At 63.6% G+C, this 14,747-nt stretch carries 13 protein-coding genes; all 13 read right to left on the reverse strand.

Features of this window, described 5'->3' with window-relative positions; genetic code table 11:
• Positions 1–7: 7 nt before the first annotated feature.
• The 13 genes from E8F06_RS17190 to flgD all read right to left on the reverse strand — a co-directional run bounded on the left by E8F06_RS17190 (position 8) and on the right by flgD (position 14,728).
• Positions 8–526: an adenylyl-sulfate kinase gene (locus tag E8F06_RS17190; protein WP_280369443.1), complete on the reverse strand. Its 519-nt coding sequence runs from the start codon at positions 524–526 to the stop codon at positions 8–10.
• A complete protein-coding gene (locus E8F06_RS17195; protein WP_280369445.1) occupies positions 523–1,272 on the reverse strand; it encodes a phosphocholine cytidylyltransferase family protein in 750 nt (249 codons plus the stop codon). The genes E8F06_RS17190 and E8F06_RS17195 overlap by 4 nt, the downstream gene beginning before the upstream one ends.
• A 75-nt stretch (positions 1,273–1,347) precedes the next feature.
• Entirely contained in the window at positions 1,348–1,944 is a 597-nt protein-coding gene (locus E8F06_RS17200) for a gamma-glutamyl-gamma-aminobutyrate hydrolase family protein (RefSeq protein WP_280369447.1), read from the reverse strand.
• On the reverse strand, positions 1,941–4,268 hold the full coding sequence (locus E8F06_RS17205; protein ID WP_280369449.1) for a PEP-utilizing enzyme: 2,328 nt from the start codon (positions 4,266–4,268) through the stop codon (positions 1,941–1,943). Before E8F06_RS17205 ends, E8F06_RS17200 begins: the two co-directional genes overlap by 4 nt.
• A 215-nt stretch (positions 4,269–4,483) precedes the next feature.
• Complete coding sequence (gene flgL, locus E8F06_RS17210; RefSeq protein ID WP_280369451.1) at positions 4,484–5,734, reverse strand: flagellar hook-associated protein FlgL; 1,251 nt, start codon at positions 5,732–5,734, stop codon at positions 4,484–4,486.
• Positions 5,735–5,745: 11 nt separating this feature from the next.
• Positions 5,746–7,797 carry a flagellar hook-associated protein FlgK gene (gene flgK / locus E8F06_RS17215; protein ID WP_280369453.1) on the reverse strand — a complete coding sequence of 684 codons (2,052 nt, stop codon included), beginning with the start codon at positions 7,795–7,797 and terminating at the stop codon, positions 5,746–5,748.
• A 10-nt stretch (positions 7,798–7,807) separates the two neighbouring features.
• A complete protein-coding gene (flgJ, locus tag E8F06_RS17220; protein ID WP_280369454.1) occupies positions 7,808–8,965 on the reverse strand; it encodes a flagellar assembly peptidoglycan hydrolase FlgJ in 1,158 nt (385 codons plus the stop codon).
• Positions 8,966–8,974: 9 nt separating this feature from the next.
• The gene (locus E8F06_RS17225; RefSeq protein ID WP_280369456.1) at positions 8,975–10,075 is read right to left on the reverse strand and encodes a flagellar basal body P-ring protein FlgI; all 1,101 of its coding nucleotides are present in this window, start codon (positions 10,073–10,075) and stop codon (positions 8,975–8,977) included.
• An 11-nt stretch (positions 10,076–10,086) separates the two neighbouring features.
• Positions 10,087–10,800: a flagellar basal body L-ring protein FlgH gene (gene flgH, locus E8F06_RS17230; RefSeq protein ID WP_280369457.1), complete on the reverse strand. Its 714-nt coding sequence runs from the start codon at positions 10,798–10,800 to the stop codon at positions 10,087–10,089.
• An 18-nt stretch (positions 10,801–10,818) separates the two neighbouring features.
• On the reverse strand, positions 10,819–11,604 hold the full coding sequence (gene flgG / locus E8F06_RS17235; RefSeq protein WP_151132596.1) for a flagellar basal-body rod protein FlgG: 786 nt from the start codon (positions 11,602–11,604) through the stop codon (positions 10,819–10,821).
• Between the two features lie 45 nt (positions 11,605–11,649).
• Positions 11,650–12,393: a flagellar basal-body rod protein FlgF gene (gene flgF / locus E8F06_RS17240; protein ID WP_190830186.1), complete on the reverse strand. Its 744-nt coding sequence runs from the start codon at positions 12,391–12,393 to the stop codon at positions 11,650–11,652.
• A gap of 271 nt (positions 12,394–12,664) precedes the next feature.
• Positions 12,665–14,002, reverse strand: a complete 1,338-nt coding sequence (gene flgE / locus E8F06_RS17245) for a flagellar hook protein FlgE (RefSeq protein ID WP_280369459.1) — start codon at positions 14,000–14,002, stop codon at positions 12,665–12,667.
• Positions 14,003–14,047: 45 nt separating this feature from the next.
• Positions 14,048–14,728, reverse strand: coding sequence for a flagellar hook assembly protein FlgD (flgD, locus tag E8F06_RS17250; RefSeq protein ID WP_280369461.1), 681 nt, complete (start codon positions 14,726–14,728; stop codon positions 14,048–14,050).
• Positions 14,729–14,747: the final 19 nt, after the last annotated feature.

Raw genomic sequence — 14,747 nt, forward strand, 5'->3', positions numbered from 1 at the left:
TCAAGCATTAATGAATTTGATCAAGCAGTTCCGCTACCAAACAAGTGAGCGAACGGGCGGGATCGAATTCCACGACCCAATCCGCAGCCAGCGGCTCGTCGATGGCCAGGTCGAGACCCGCTACGTTGCTGATCTCGCCAGCGGCAAATCGTTTGTAGATACCCTTGGGGTCCCGCCGCCGCAGCTCGTCCAGGGGTACCCGCAGGTACACCTCGAAGTAGCCCGGCAGGTTGGCCCGGTTCCATTCATGGACCTCCCGGAAAAGCGAAATGGTGGCGATCACCACCGTCAGTCCCTGGCGGGCGATGACCTGGCACAGATGCGCATACTGCATTGCCAGTGCAAGCCGGCCTTCCCGACCATGGTTACCGGCCGAATTGGCCACCGCACCGAAAACCTCGCGCAACTGGTCGCCATCCAGCATCACCACCGCATCGCCCTGGGCGCGCAGGCGTTCGGTCACGGCCGTCGCGAGCGTTGATTTACCGGCGCCGGAAAGCCCGGTAATCCAGACGACGCGGCTCACAGCGATGCTCCCTCGGCGAGGTCCGCTGCAGGAATGATGCGGTGGTAAAGCGCCAGATCTCCCGGCTCATCCACTTCCCCCCAGGGACCGACCACCGGGCAAAGGTGAATCCGCCAGCCGGCGGCCAAGCCCTTGCGCAACAGGCTCGTCATGTCGAGTCGGTCAATCTCTGCCTCACTGTGGCCCTCGAGAAGCTCGGCCACTTTTCGCCACCCCCTGGGGGTGAACTTCAGCAAGCCCATGTACTGGCCCTGGATCTCATCCACACTCGCGCAACGTTCCCCAATGGTTTCCAGCACCTCGCCATTGAGGCGGAAGCTCTCGGCATCGGCCAGGGGGTCGGCGAAGCGTTGCGACCAGAGCTGCAACCAGGCCGGGTCGTATGCGATCGCCAGGTCACCCTCGGTGTTCATCAGTGCGGAGACCGTGGCCGGGGTGTAGACGATATCGCTGTAGCTGACGATGCAATCCTCCTGCTGCAGCCACTCCCTGGCCTGCAGCAGAGTGCGCACCATGTTGCTGCTCGACCACGCCGCATTCTCGAAATAGTGCACCGTCTCTTCGAAGACCTCGCGCAGATAGCCGCGCACGATGGAGACCGAATCGATACCCGCACCCCGGATGGCGCCCAACTGCCAATCGAGCAGGCGTCGGCCATGCAGGCGGGCGAAGCATTTGGGCTGCTCGGCGGTCAGTTCACGCATTCGGCTGCCGCGTCCGGCAGCCAGGATGATTGCAGCTGTCATGAAATCTCCAGTCTTGAATCCGGCCCGCTCGGACATGCCCTGCAGTCCGTCGGCCCATATCTCTTTCCACTCGGTTCAGCCAAGGCTGTCTACCAGCAGTTGGCGATCCAGCACATTGAATTCGGCCTCCCGCTCGGGGTGCCACATAACTCCGTACAGGGGCAAATGCGCATGCCGCACAGCTTCCACCACTCCATCGGCGCTTCGTGCCCGCACCACGAACTGTTCGTTCACTTCCCGCGCGGCCCAGCTGTGGAAGCTATTTACCTGGTGCGGTATGCCGTCCAGCAAGAGGTCGTGGCGGCTGGCCACGTGTCCTTCCACGCGTTCAAGGGGAACGCCGAAGCTGTCCAACAGTAGTTGCATGCCTCGGCACAGGGCGAATAGCGGCCGCCCCGACACCTGGGCCAGGCGCAGTAACTCCTGTTCGGTGCGGTCGCGTTCCGGGGCGTCGCCGCCTAGGGAAGCCAGGTCGTTGCCGCCAGACAGCACCACGCCATGGGGGCGCAACCGGTCCCAGTACAGAGCTACGCGTTCCGGCTGGTTCGGCACCGGCACAGCCAGGTAGCCGCACTCGGCCAACCAGACCACCAGGCGCTGGTCCACTGCATCGCGGCGCTCTCCGCGGCTCGCGAGAATGTCGACCCGCTGGCTCAGCAATACGGTCTTCAACGCAGCACCTCGACGCGCCGGTTGGCACAGTCGACCTTCAGTACTTCGGCTGCGGCCCACTTGCGATAAAGCACCTCGCCGGCACCGATTACTGCGGGCAGACCCAGTTCATTGGCACGAATTGCCATATGGGAATTGACCCCGCCGTAAGCGGTGATGAACCCCGCGATCCGGTGTGAGAACAGCCAGTCGAAGCCCGGGTCGGCGCTGGGAATGGCGACTATCGCGCCTTCCAACTGATCGCGGCCTTCGTGGGATACCACTGCTCCGGTCACCTGGGCATGGGTGATGAAATTCGGCTCGTTCTGCGGCAGGTGGAAGGCGAAAGCATCTTCCGGCCGCGTGATCAGGGGCGGCAGTATCACCTGGCAGGTTTCGGCGAAACGACGGCGTCCTTCCCTGATGCTACATGCGATGGCATCCACGGGATCGGCGCTCGCGGCATGCAACTCCTTGATCACCTGGATGCTGGCAAAGGACATGTCCTCGGCGCTGAACCCCAGGCTGTGGCCGTATTCGCGGAAGAGGGAAAGCGCATCGGAGAGGTTGCGGGTGAAGACGAACTTCGCGTACTCGCGCAGCTCGATGCCGGCCTGGAGGAAATCGAACAAACCCACCACATCGTGGGCCAGGCCGTGCTCGGCGAGCAGCTTGCTGATCTGGCGCATCTGTTCCAGGGACAGCGCGAAACGCGTGCCTCGCTTGGCCTCGCCGGACAGCGGACGTGTCCAGTCAAAATACAGATCCGGTGTCTCGTCGTAGCGAGGCGAGAGGATGTCATAGGTGCCTGGGCGCAGGTGGCCATAGCGGGCAAGGAAGGTAGTCCTGTCCAGCTGAGCCAGGTCCTGGGTCATCTGGCCACTGACCGTATTAAGGCCATTGAGGAACGCGTCGTACTCCTCGCTGTTCAGCACCCCTACTTCCACCAGGGAGCGCAGCAATTGCACAGCAATGAAACCGGCGCGAGCCAGGCCCGCGAACGGCAGGGTGCCGTAGCGGCTGCAATCCTCCAACAACCAGTAGATGCGGGTGACTGGGTCGGTGTCGGCGCCAAGGATCTCCTCGCGTCGTGCCAGCAAGGTGTCCAGTTTTTCCTGGTCGGCCCGCCAGAGACCCGTCTCGTTGTGGACGATCCTGTTGGTCAGGTTTCTCAGGCTGTCGGCCAGGCGCTTGCATTCGGCTTCACTGAAGCCGGCATCCCGCAGCTTGGCGAGGCGCTTGGGCAGGTCCAGCGTGTAGCAGGAGAAGACGATCTCGAACTCCACCTTGTCATGCAGGTTCGGCGCTTCCAGCAGCCTTTCGATGTAGTAGTTGACTAGCTTGTCGGCCAGCGGACCGTCGATATCGCGCGGGACAAAGGAGTTGAAGCTGACCCGCACATCTATGTACGGCAGACCGTGGAAGTGCAGCATTAGCGGGAAACTGCGCAGGTTGCGGTAACCGTAGTTGTTGCGCTGGTAGGCCCAGATCATGTCGGTCACCAGCTCGCGGTAGAGCGACAGCGCCAGCGGTCTGGGACGTACACCGATGATCTCCGCCGGGTTCCAGTCCGGCATCACGCCATACACGGTGCGCTCGCCGCAGAGAAAGGGCTGCGGACGAATACCCTGGGCGATACGGTCATGAATCAGCCGGACGATGCGCCCATGGGCTTCGGGATCGGCGGGCGCCGCACGCATGATCAGCGGCCGCACTTGCAGCAGGTAGAGCTCACCGCTCTCCTCCTGCGCGAATTCGATGTCGATCGCTGGCGTCTGGAACAGCGTCTGCAGTTCCCGCAGTAACTGGATCACCTTCCCCAGCGGTTCTGGAACTACGGATGCGGCGTGATGTGCATAGAAGGTCTGGACCTCGTTGGAGCGTCCGGAGGTCACGCTTTCGGTGCTTCCGCTGGCATCATCGTAATTGAGGACGAAATAGGGCGCGCCACTGGTGGGGTCCAGGCTGAAGCCGACGCCTGAGAGTGCGACGTCCACCAGCATCGGTTGGACGAACACTTCGTCCGAGGGGTGCGCGGATGCGCCGCCCATGGAATCGATCACGGCATTGATGGCCGACGCGAGACCTGCCGCGCTGACATTAAGCTGCGAATCGTACTGGCCGGCGGCGGACGCAAACTCGCCATCTTCCTGACTGCTGCTGCTCCGGGTGGCCATCAGCGGCCAGCCTTGGGCCAAGGCTCGCGCCAGGCAACTAGCCGAGTCCGTGCGCCAGTCCCCCACGAGGATGCGCACCTGGGGTAGCAGGGTGGCGGAATGCAGCCGCCCCTTCAACGACTCCAGGGTTCCCGCCTTGCTTGAAAATCCGAGTGCCTCAGCCTTCATGCTTCGCATCCGTCAAAAAACCATCCGCCCCATGCTGGAAAATGCCGTCCAGGGGTGTTGTTCGCCAGGCGCGCTGGTATGCGCACAACAGATTTCTGGCGTCGAGACGCCCATCGGTAAGGACGAAGCAAAATGTCAGCCAACATCGGCTGAAAATGGAAAAGCCCCGGAGTACGGGGCTTTAGCACAAGGAGGGATGACTAGGGAGCGTCCACCTACCCCAGCTTGTTGAACAGACTGAGCCCCGCAATCTTCACGTAACTCTGCTGCGACGCTTCAAGGATGACCGACTGGAACGACAGCCGCGACAGCGCCTCGGCGTAGTCCAGTTCCCGCAGGTCGGCCTGGATGGACTGGTTCACCAGGGTCACGTCTTCGTTGTCGGTGAGGGTGGATTCGACCACGTTCAGGCGCGCGCCGATGTCGCCGCGTACCGAATCGACCGCGGTCATGCCGTTGTCCAGGTTGGTCAGGGCTTCGGCGATGGAGTCGCGGACGAGGTTGTTGCCGGCCGGGGTATCGGGGGAGTTCTCAAGCGCCATGCGCAGGTTGGCGATGGTGTCGAGGATGCCCTGCTTCTGCTCGGTGGGCTGGGGTGTGACCTCGATGGTCTCGCCGCCTACGGGCACGCCGTCGAACTTGATGCTGACGCCGCGGAACACCACCTGGTCGGCGGTTGCGTTATCCGTGTCGATGGCGCCACTGCCGAGCACCGGCGTGGTGGTACCAAGCGCGAAGATTTCGTAGCTGTTGGGGTCGGGGTTACCGAAGACGACCTGTACGCCGGCATTGGGGAACGGCGGGTTGCCGGTGAAGGAAACCTCGTCCTGCACCAGCGGCGCCGAAGGGCTCAGGGTAGAACCTGCGGGGCTGTTGGTCAGGGCGCTATCCAGCCGCCCGGCATTGATCACGTTCTCGAAGACACGCTTGCCGTTGTCGCTGATGGCAATCTGCAGGGAACTTGCCACCTGCAATTTGCGCTGGCCTTCGTCACCCTGGTAGCTGTAGCTGCCATCCGCATTGCGCACGAAGGGCTGGGTCTTGCCCTGGAAGCCGGAGAAGATGTACTCGCCCCGCGCGTTGCGCGTATTCATCAGGCTCAGCAGCTCGTCCTCGCGCTCCTTGAGTTCGGCGGAGATGGCCTTGCGGTCCTCGGTGCTCAGGGCGCCGTTGCCGGCCTCCCCCGCCAGTTCGCGCACGCGCTGGAGCACGGTGTTGACCGAGTTCAGCGTCACTTCTTCCTGGGTCAGGCTGTTCTTGGCCGCCGTCAGGTTGGAGTTGTACTGATCCAGCACGCCCTGCTGCTGATCGAGTTGCAGAAGGCGTACCGACGCCACCGGATCGTCTGCCGGCGTGAGGATGCGGTTGCCGGTGCTGATCTGTTCCTGGGTCCGGGTGACGTTCGCGTAGTTCCGCTGCAGGCCCGACACGCCATTGTTGTATTGCTGGATCGTGGAAATGCGCATGGCGGGCTCCGTTAGCGGAAGGTGCTCATCAAGGTATCGAACAGGCTTCGGGCAACTTGAATCACTTGCGACGAGGCGTTGTAGTACTGCTCGAACTTGATCAGGTTGGCCGCCTCCTCGTCCAGGCTCACCGCCGAGAGCGAGTCACGGTTGTCCGTGGCCTGCTTGAGGATCGCCGTGCTGGCTTCGCTGTCCACCCGCGCCTGGGCGGTCAGGGTGCCTACCCGCTCCACCAGGTCACCGTAGCTGTCGGTGAAAGTGGAGCCAGTGCCACCCACCAGGGAATCGACACCGATCGCAGCCTTGGTCTGCAAGTCGACCAGCTTGAGGGCGTTACGGTTATCGGACACACCGCTGCTGCTCATGGCGAGACTGAAGGTGTCGCCGGTTTCCGCCCGTCCGCTGAAGCTCTGGGTGATCTGGTAGTCCTGCGTGGTGGCCGGAGTGCCGGTGGTGACCGAGACGGTATAGCTCAGCTGGTTCGTCTGCCCCGGCGTCACGCTCAGGGTTCCGGACGGCGGCTGGGTGATGGTCACACCAGGCGGCAGGCCGGAGAAGCTCAGGCTGCCCGGAGTGCCCGCTGTGTAGTTCATGGTGATGGACGAGATCGCCGCCAGGTGCGCCTGGCTCATGGGCGTCAGCGAGTTGGTGATGTTGGGCTGGCCAATCGCGCCGGTGCCCTTGTTCTGCACGTTCGCTTCCGAATGCAGGGGGGCAGCGAAGGCCAACTGGTCGGCCTGGTCCAGCACCGCGCTGATGTCCTTGGCGCCGGTGCGCGTCGGCTGCAGCACGAACTTGTCACCGGTGGTGGGCGGCGGCACGCCCAGGGCGATCTGGAAGCCCTGGTCGCGACCCGAGCTGTCCTTGATGGTCAGGGTGCCGGACGGGGTGCTGTCGCTGACCACCATCTGCTGGTTGTCGCTCAGGCGGCGCACCGTGTAGGGCGGCGTCGCCGTGGCGTCGTACTCCATCTGGTAGTCGCTGGTATTGAGCAGGCTGGTATTGGTGATGTTCAAGGCCGGTTGGGCATTGCTGTTGCCGGCAAAAGCCTTGACCCGCAGTGCCGACAGGGCCGAGTCGTTGTAATTGCCGAACAGTGCCGCGCCCACCTGCCCTTTCAGGTCCAGGCCCTGGCCGAGCTGGGTATTCACCTGGTCGGTGATCGACATCGCCAGGCGGCCCAAGGTGTTCAGGCTGGAGTCCAGCGTCTCGCTGCGATAGCGGATCAGGCCACCCAGCTCGCCACCGCTGAGCTGCGAGGTGACGCCCTGACGGGAATCGCCGCTGACGAACTCCAGTTCGAATCGGCTGGGGTCGCCCTTGCCGGGCACCGCTTCCAGGCGGTTGGCGGTGTTGCCCACCACCAGCGGCTGGCCGGTACCGACGAAGATGCTCTGGGTGCCATCGCTCTGCGGCACCACGTTGACGCCCACGTAAGTGGAAAGCTGACGGATCGCTTCGTCGCGAGAGTCCAGCAGATCGTTGGGGACCTGGCCGCTGGAGGACGCGACGGCGATGGCGTCGTTGAGGCTGGCGATGGAGCCGGCCAGGCGGTTCACCTGGTCCGCCACCGACGACATCTGCTTGTTCAGCGAGTCGTTTTGCGCGCTCAGCCGGTCGTAGACGGTATTGAAGCGGCGCGCCAGCCCCTCGGCCTCCGACAGCACCAGTTGGCGCGCCGGCATGTTGGCGGGGTCTTCGGCGGCGGTCTGCATGGCCCCGAAGAAGCTCTTCATCGACGGCGTGATGCCGGTAGTGGTGCCGGACAACAGCGAGTCGAGCTGGTCGATCTGGCTCTTGTACGCATCCACATCGCTGCTCAGCGAGGTGGTGTTGCGCAGCTGCGCAGTCAGGAACTCGCTGTAGCTGCGACGGATATCCGTCAGGGTGGCGCCGCTGCCGATGTAGCCCGAACCGGAGAACTGCGGCAGGGTCGTGGACTGCGTCGCGCTCTGCCGCGTGAAACCGGGTGTATTGACGTTGGAGATGTTGTGGCCGGTGACGGTGAGCTGTGTCTGGCTCACGCGCAGCCCCGACAGGCCAATGTTCAGTAAGTCAGCCATGACTCAAGCCTCATATCCTGGTGGTCGTGCTGTCGACTGCAGCAACGGCCTGGTAAACCTGCATGCCGCGGGCGATCTGGGAAATCTTGCGCGCGTATTGGGGGTCGGTGGCGTAGCCAGCCTTCTGCAGCTCGCGAACGAACTGCTCGGAGTTGTCGGCGGAATTCAGCGCCTTGTCGTAGCGGTCGTTGTTCTGCAAGAAGCTCACGAAGTCGTGGAAGCTCTGCTCGAAGGAGTTGTAGGAGCGGAACGATGCCGCCTCCTTCACCGCCTTGCCGCCCTTGTACTCGGTGGTCATCACCCGCGCGGAATCGCCGTCCCAGCTCTTGTGGGCCTTGATGCCGAACAGGTTGTGGCTGCTGGTGCCATCGCCTTCGCGGATGATCGACTTGCCCCAGCCGGTTTCCAGCGCGGCCTGGGCCACCAGGTAGCGCGGGTCGACACCGATGCGTTCGGCGGCCTTCTCGGCCATCGGCAGCAGCGTCTCGATGAATTCGTTGCGTGACGCGAACACACGCTTGCTGGTGCCCTTGGTGGCCTCGACGCCCACCGACTCGCGCTCCGGCGCGGCGTAGGTCTTGGCCGGAGTCCAGTCCTTGCCGGCCAGTGAGGTACCGGCAACCTGCTCGGGCGACGGCACGATGCCGGCGGCCTGGCGGTCGCTGAGCTTGCCCGGCAGGGCCAGACGACGCTGGTTGAGCAGTTTGGAGTCGTCGCGCTCCGCGAAGCCCGAGGCCTCGGCTTTCGCCACCTGCTTGCTGCCCTGCACCGGCCAGTTGGCCTGGGCGCCGGACTGCACCTGGGCGAAGGGATTGGGGCCCGTCGACTTGTTGGTCTTGGACAACTGACGGGTCAGCACATCGGCCAGGCCGACGCCGCCCTGCTTGGACAGGGTCACGGCCAGCTGCTGGTCGTGCATGTCCTGGTAGGTCTTGGTCTCGTTGCTGTTCAGGTAGTTGCCTTCGGCGAAGGCTTCGCCCGCCTGACGCATGGACTTCATCATCTCGTTGAGGAACAGAGATTCGAATTCCTGGGCCACCTTGCGGATGTTGGCCTCGCTGTCGCGATCCTTGCCGGTCTTGAACTGGCTGAGCCGGTTCAGGTCGGTGTAGGCGCCGCTGTCCACCTTGGAACCGCTGGCGAGACCTGCGGAGAATTTCGCGTTCATCGCTTTCCCTTAAATCACGATCAGGTCGGCTTGCAGGGCGCCGGCCTGCTTCAGCGCTTCGAGAATGGCCATCAGGTCGGACGGCGCAGCGCCCACCTGGTTGACCGCGCGAACAATCTCATCAAGCGTCGTGCCGGGGCCGAACTTGAACATCGGCTTGGCTTCTTCCTCGGCATTGACCTTCGAGCGTGGCACCACGGCGGTCTGGCCACCGGAGAAGGCTTCCGGCTGGCTGACGATGGGGTCCTCGGTGATGGTGACGGTCAGGCTGCCGTGGGTCACGGCGGCTGGCTGCACCTTCACGTTCTGGCCGATGACGATGGTGCCGGTGCGCGAGTTGATGATGACCTTGGCCACGGCCTGGCCGGCCTCGACTTCCAGGTTCTCGATCACCGAGAGGTAATCCACACGCTGGCCCGGATCCAGCGGTGCGCTGACCCGGACCGAGCCGCCATCCACAGCCTGGGCGACGCCCGGACCGAGCAGCTCGTTGAGCTTGTCGACGATGTTCTTCGCGGTGGTGAAGTCCGGGCGATTGAGGTTCAGGGTGAGGAAATTGCCCTGCTCGAAACCGCTCGGCACCGGTCGCTCCACAGTGGCGCCGGAAGGAATGCGCCCGGAAGACGGGACGTTGACGGTGATTTTCGAACCGTCGCTGCCCTCGGCGTCGAAACCGCCCACCACCAGGTTGCCCTGGGCGATGGCGTAGACGTTGCCGTCGATACCTTTCAGCGGGCTCATCAGCAGGCTGCCGCCGCGCAGGCTCTTGGCGTTGCCGATGGAGGAAATGGTGACGTCGATGGTCTGGCCCGGCTTGGCGAAGGGCGGCAGGTCGGCGTGGATGGACACCGCCGCGACGTTCTTCAGCTGCACGTTGCCGACGTTGGCCGGCACCTTGATGCCGAACTGCGCCAGCATGTTGTTGAAGGTCTGCAGGGTGAACGGCGTCTGGGTGGTCTGGTCACCCGTGCCGTTCAGGCCCACCACCAGGCCGTAGCCGATCAGTTGGTTGCTCCGCACGCCCTGGATGCTCGCCAGGTCCTTCAGACGCTCGGCCTGGGCAACACCTGCGGCGAGCAGCAGGCAAAGGGCGGTGATCAGTCGCTTCATGGTCGGCCTCATCAGAACGGGAACAGCGGGCTCATGAAGAACCGGTCGAACCAGCCGGGCTGGCTGGCATCGGCGAAGGCGCCGGTGCCGGAATAGGTGATGCGCGCGTCGGCCACACGGGTGGAAGGCACGGTGTTGTCGGTGCCGATGTCGTCGGCGCGGACCATGCCGGCGATGCGCACCAGCTCGTCGCCGGTGTTCAGGGTCAGCCACTTCTCACCACGGACCGCGAGGATGCCGTTGGGCAGCACTTCGGACACGGTGACGGTGACGGAGCCGGACAGGCTGTTGCTCTGCCCTGCCTTGGAGTCGCCCTTGGTGTCGCGGGTGGCGTTGTATTCGGCATCCAGGGACAGGCGCGCGGCATCCAGCGGGTTCAGGCCGCCGTTGGGGTTGTTCACCGACACACCGCCGCCAAACAGCGAGGTCAGGCCGATGTTGGCGTTGCTGTCCTTCTGGATCTGCGAGTTGGCGTTCTTGCTGGCCTGGGTGCGCTCGTTGAGGGTGATGGTGATGATGTCACCCACGCGATAGGCCTTGCGGTCGTCGTAGAGGTTGGTCTCGAAACCGGCCTGGTAGATGGCGCCATTGTTCTGCGCCACCGGCAGCGGAGTGCGCGGCAGGACCGGCGCGTAGTACGGATCGTTCGGCCGCGGAGCCGGCTGCACACAGCCCTGGATAAGGGTGATACCGAGCAGCGGGAGAAGAATGATCAGCCGGTTCATGGCGACTACCTCAGGGCGTTACAGGTTCTGCGTGACGAAGGAGAGCATCTGGTCGGCGGTGGAGATGACCTTGGAGTTCATCTCGTAGGCGCGCTGGGTGGTGATCATGTTCACCAGTTCCTCGACCACGCTGACGTTGGAGTTTTCCAGGGTGTTCTGCTGCACGGTGCCGAGGCCGGTGAGGCCCGGCGTACCGACTTGCGGCGCACCGCTGGAAGCGGTCTCCAGGAACAGGTTGTTGCCGATAGCCTGCAGGCCGCCGTAGTTGACGAAGTCGGCGGTCTGGATGTTGCCGATCACCTGGGCGGCGGGGTTGCCGGTGGTGGTCACGGAGACGGTGCCGTCCTCACCCACGGTGAAGGTCTGCACTTCGGCGGGCAGGACGATGGCCGGCTCCAGGGCAAAGCCCTGGGAGGTGACGATCTGGCCGTCGGAGTTGAGGTGGAAGCTGCCGTCGCGGGTGTAGGAGACAGTGCCATCGGGCAGCAGCACCTGGAAGAAGCCACGGCCATTGATGGCCATGTCCAGCGGCTGTTCGGTGGTCTGCAGGCTGCCCTGGGTGAAGATCTTCTGGGTGCCGGCAATGCGCACACCGGTACCCAGTTGCAGGCCGGTGGGCAGCTCGCTGTCCTGGCTGGTCTGGCCACCGGGCTGGCGGCGGATCTGGTACAGCAGGTCTTCGAACTCGGCGCGGTCGCGCTTGAAGCCCGTGGTCGAGACGTTCGCCAGGTTGTTGGAAATGGTGGTCAGGTTCATGTCCTGGGCGGACAGGCCGGTCTTGCTGACCCAGAGTGCCGGAAGCATCTATTTCTCCTCGGGCGCCGGAAACATGGCGCCGCGTACTGGTGATTAGCTGAACTGCAAGACCCGCGCCATTGCCGAAGAATTGTCCTCGGCGGTGCGCATCATCTTCACGGAAAGCTCGAACTGGCGGGACAGCGAGAGGATCGCAGTCATCTCTTCCACGGCGTTGACGTTGCTGGCTTCGATGAAGCCGGAGGTCACGCGGACGTTGGCGTCGGCCTGCACCGCCTGCTGTGGGTCCTTGATCCGGATCAGGCCGTCGGTGCCCTTCTCCAGTTGCTTGGGATCGGGGTTGACCAGCTTGATGCGGTCCACCTCGGCCACCACGTTGGGGGCCTCGCCCAAGGCACGAATGCTGATGGTGCCGTCCTGGCCAATCTCGACTTTCTGCTCCGGAGGAATGGCGATGGGACCGGCATTGCCCATGACCGGCAAACCATTGCCGGTGCGGAGCTGGCCAAGGGCATCGATCTGCAGGCTGGCGGTGCGCACATAGGCTTCGCCGCCGTCGGCGGCCTGAACGGCAATCCAGCCCTCCCCTTCGATGGCCACGTCCAGGTCGCGACCGGTTTCCTGCAGGGCACCGGGAGTGAAGTCAGTGCCGGGCCGCTCGGTCATGGCATAGACCCGCGACGGAAAGCTGTCACCGAACACCGGCATGGAGCGCGCCTGTTCGAAGTCGCGGCGGAAACCGGAGGTCGAAATGTTCGCCAGGTTGTTGGCATGAGCACGCTGGGCCAGGCTGTTCTGGCTGGCTCCGCTCATTGCGACATAAAGCATCTTGTCCATGAATCTCTCCGAGTGGGCGTTGCCGCCCTTGGCGCTTTGCAAGCTATCCAGCAAGCCGCGTGCCAAACTCGAAAATCACGAACAAACCATTGAAATAAAAGGATTTTTACAAAAAGAAAAAGGCCCTTTGCAGGGCCTTGTCAAAGCACTGGCGGCGAGGGGATGCCGCCAGCGGCAAGGGGATTTGCCGCCAGTAGGAGCGGGCTTGCCCGCGAATGGGCAAACCTTCGCGAGCAAGCTCGCTCCTACATCAAGAGGATGCAGCCGCTCATCAGCGGAGGTTGATGATGGTTTGGGTGACGGCGTCCTCAGTCTGGATAGTCTTGGCGTTCGCCTGGTAGTTGCGCTGGGCGACGATCAGGTTCACCAGTTGATCCGACAGCTCGACGTTGGAGTCTTCCAGCGCACCGGCCTGCAGGGCACCCAGAGTGCCGGAACGCGGGGTGCCGACTACCGGCTCGCCGGACTCGAACGATTGCACCCAGCCGGTCTTGCCTACCGGGGTCAGGCCCTGGACGTTGGCGAAGTTGGCGAGGATCACCTGGCCCTGCACCTTGGACTGGCCGTTGGTGTAGCGGGCGAAGATCACACCGGAGTCGTCGATTTCCAGGCCTGCCAGTTGGCCGGTGGTGTAGCCGTCCTGGCTGATGCTGTTGACGGCGAACGAACTGGAGTACTGGGTGGAGCCACGGATGTCGACGCTGATGCCGCCGGCGTTGGCGGTGGCGCCGTTGGACGACCAGTTGGCCGGCGTGCCGCCGTCGGAAACTGCGGGCACCCAATCGTCGAGGTTCATCAGGCCGGTGGCGGGGTCGTAGTTCAGCTCGCCGCCTGCGGTCATACCAGCGGTGTCCAGGCTGCCGTCGGCATTGAACAGCAGGTTGGTGGTGTGCGGGTCGGTGCTGCCGGGGTTGGCCGGATTGCGCCCATCCACCAGGACCGCCATGGTCCAGTTGTTGGTCACCGGCGGAGTGGCGGCCGGGTCCGAGTTGTTGATGAAGTACTGGGTCATGACGTGGGCATTGCCCTGGGAGTCATAGATGTTGACCGAGGTGGACGAGGTGTAGGTCGTCGGGTCGCTTGGATCGAACGGAGTATTGGTCGGCGCCTTGGTGGTGGAGTTCAGGTTGAACTTCTGCTCGACCTCGGTGGTGGCCTTGGGCGCCTGGTTGGAAGTCTGGATCTGCAGGTCGCTGACTACGCCGTTCTGCACGTTGCCATTGCCATCGATGCCGTAGCCCTGCAGGCGATAGCCGAAGTTGTTGACGATGTAGCCGTTGCGGTCAGTACCGAAGTAACCGGCGCGGGTGTAGCTGATCTCGCCGTTGTTGCTGGTCTGGAAGAAGCCGTTGCCGTTGATGGCCAGGTCCAGGGCGTTCTGGGTGTAGTTGATGTTGCCCTGGTTGAACAGCTGGGACACGTCGCCCAGGGCCACGCCGCTACCCTGCGCGTTCTTGCCGGTGCCGAGCACCGAGGCGGCATAGACGTCGGCGAACTCGGCACGGGACTGCTTGAAGCCCGCGGTGCCGGCGTTGGCAATGTTGTTGCCGGTGACGTTGAGGTCGCTGGTCGCTGCGCGCAGACCGCTGAGACCGATGTTGAACGCCATTACTTTCTCCTTTGCCGGTGCTTCCCGGCGCTCTTGACCGGGAAGTTACTGACCGATGACCTGGACCTTGGACAGGCCGACGCTGCCGATGCCGGCGAGGTTGAGCATCAGCTCGCCGCCGTTCTGGCCGAGGGTGACGCTGTCGACGTTGGCCGGAAGCATGGTGTAGAGGGCTTTGGTTTCACCGCTGTACTGGGCCTGGGCTTCGAACTTATAGGTGCCCGGCGGCATGACCTTGCCGCTGGAGTCCTTGCCGTCCCACATGAAGCTGACGCTGCCGGCCGGTTGTTCGCCGAGGTTGATGCGGTTCACCAGGGTGCCGGCGTTGTCGTAGACGTTGACCCAGACGTTGCTGCTGGAAATGGGCAGGTTGGCGCTGGCCTTGAAGGTTTCCGCGGTATCCACCACGGCCTTATCGCTGGGCACGATCACCTTGCGCCCCACCAGGGACGAGGCCTGCAGTGCCTGGGAGGACTGGTAGCCGGACAGCAGCGAACCCATGCTGCTGTTCAGCTTCTCGATGCCTTCCACCTGGCTGAACTGCGCCAGCTGGGCGATGAACTCGCCGTTCTCCTGGGGCGCCAGCGGGTCCTGGTTGTTCAACTGGGCGACCAGCAGCTCAAGGAACTCGTTCTTGCCGAGGTCCTTGCTCTTGGTTTCGTTCTTGATGGCGTACTGGTCGAGGAACGACTGGCCATCGGTGGACGCTACGTTACTGACACTCATGCTGTTCCCTCGCGCGCTA

This window comes from Pseudomonas sp. BN411 (assembly GCF_029871235.1).
GTDB lineage: Bacteria > Pseudomonadota > Gammaproteobacteria > Pseudomonadales > Pseudomonadaceae > Metapseudomonas.

Coding starts and splice junctions, on each gene's coding strand:
- E8F06_RS17195 (WP_280369445.1), bottom strand. CDS start 1,272: ATGACAGCTGCAATCATCCTGGCTGCCGGACGCGGCAGCCGAATGCGT.
- E8F06_RS17205 (WP_280369449.1), bottom strand. CDS start 4,268: ATGAAGGCTGAGGCACTCGGATTTTCAAGCAAGGCGGGAACCCTGGAG.
- flgL (WP_280369451.1), bottom strand. CDS start 5,734: ATGCGCATTTCCACGATCCAGCAATACAACAATGGCGTGTCGGGCCTG.
- flgK (WP_280369453.1), bottom strand. CDS start 7,797: ATGGCTGACTTACTGAACATTGGCCTGTCGGGGCTGCGCGTGAGCCAG.
- flgJ (WP_280369454.1), bottom strand. CDS start 8,965: ATGAACGCGAAATTCTCCGCAGGTCTCGCCAGCGGTTCCAAGGTGGAC.
- E8F06_RS17225 (WP_280369456.1), bottom strand. CDS start 10,075: ATGAAGCGACTGATCACCGCCCTTTGCCTGCTGCTCGCCGCAGGTGTT.
- flgH (WP_280369457.1), bottom strand. CDS start 10,800: ATGAACCGGCTGATCATTCTTCTCCCGCTGCTCGGTATCACCCTTATC.
- flgG (WP_151132596.1), bottom strand. CDS start 11,604: ATGCTTCCGGCACTCTGGGTCAGCAAGACCGGCCTGTCCGCCCAGGAC.
- flgF (WP_190830186.1), bottom strand. CDS start 12,393: ATGGACAAGATGCTTTATGTCGCAATGAGCGGAGCCAGCCAGAACAGC.
- flgE (WP_280369459.1), bottom strand. CDS start 14,002: ATGGCGTTCAACATCGGTCTCAGCGGTCTGCGCGCAGCGACCAGCGAC.
- flgD (WP_280369461.1), bottom strand. CDS start 14,728: ATGAGTGTCAGTAACGTAGCGTCCACCGATGGCCAGTCGTTCCTCGAC.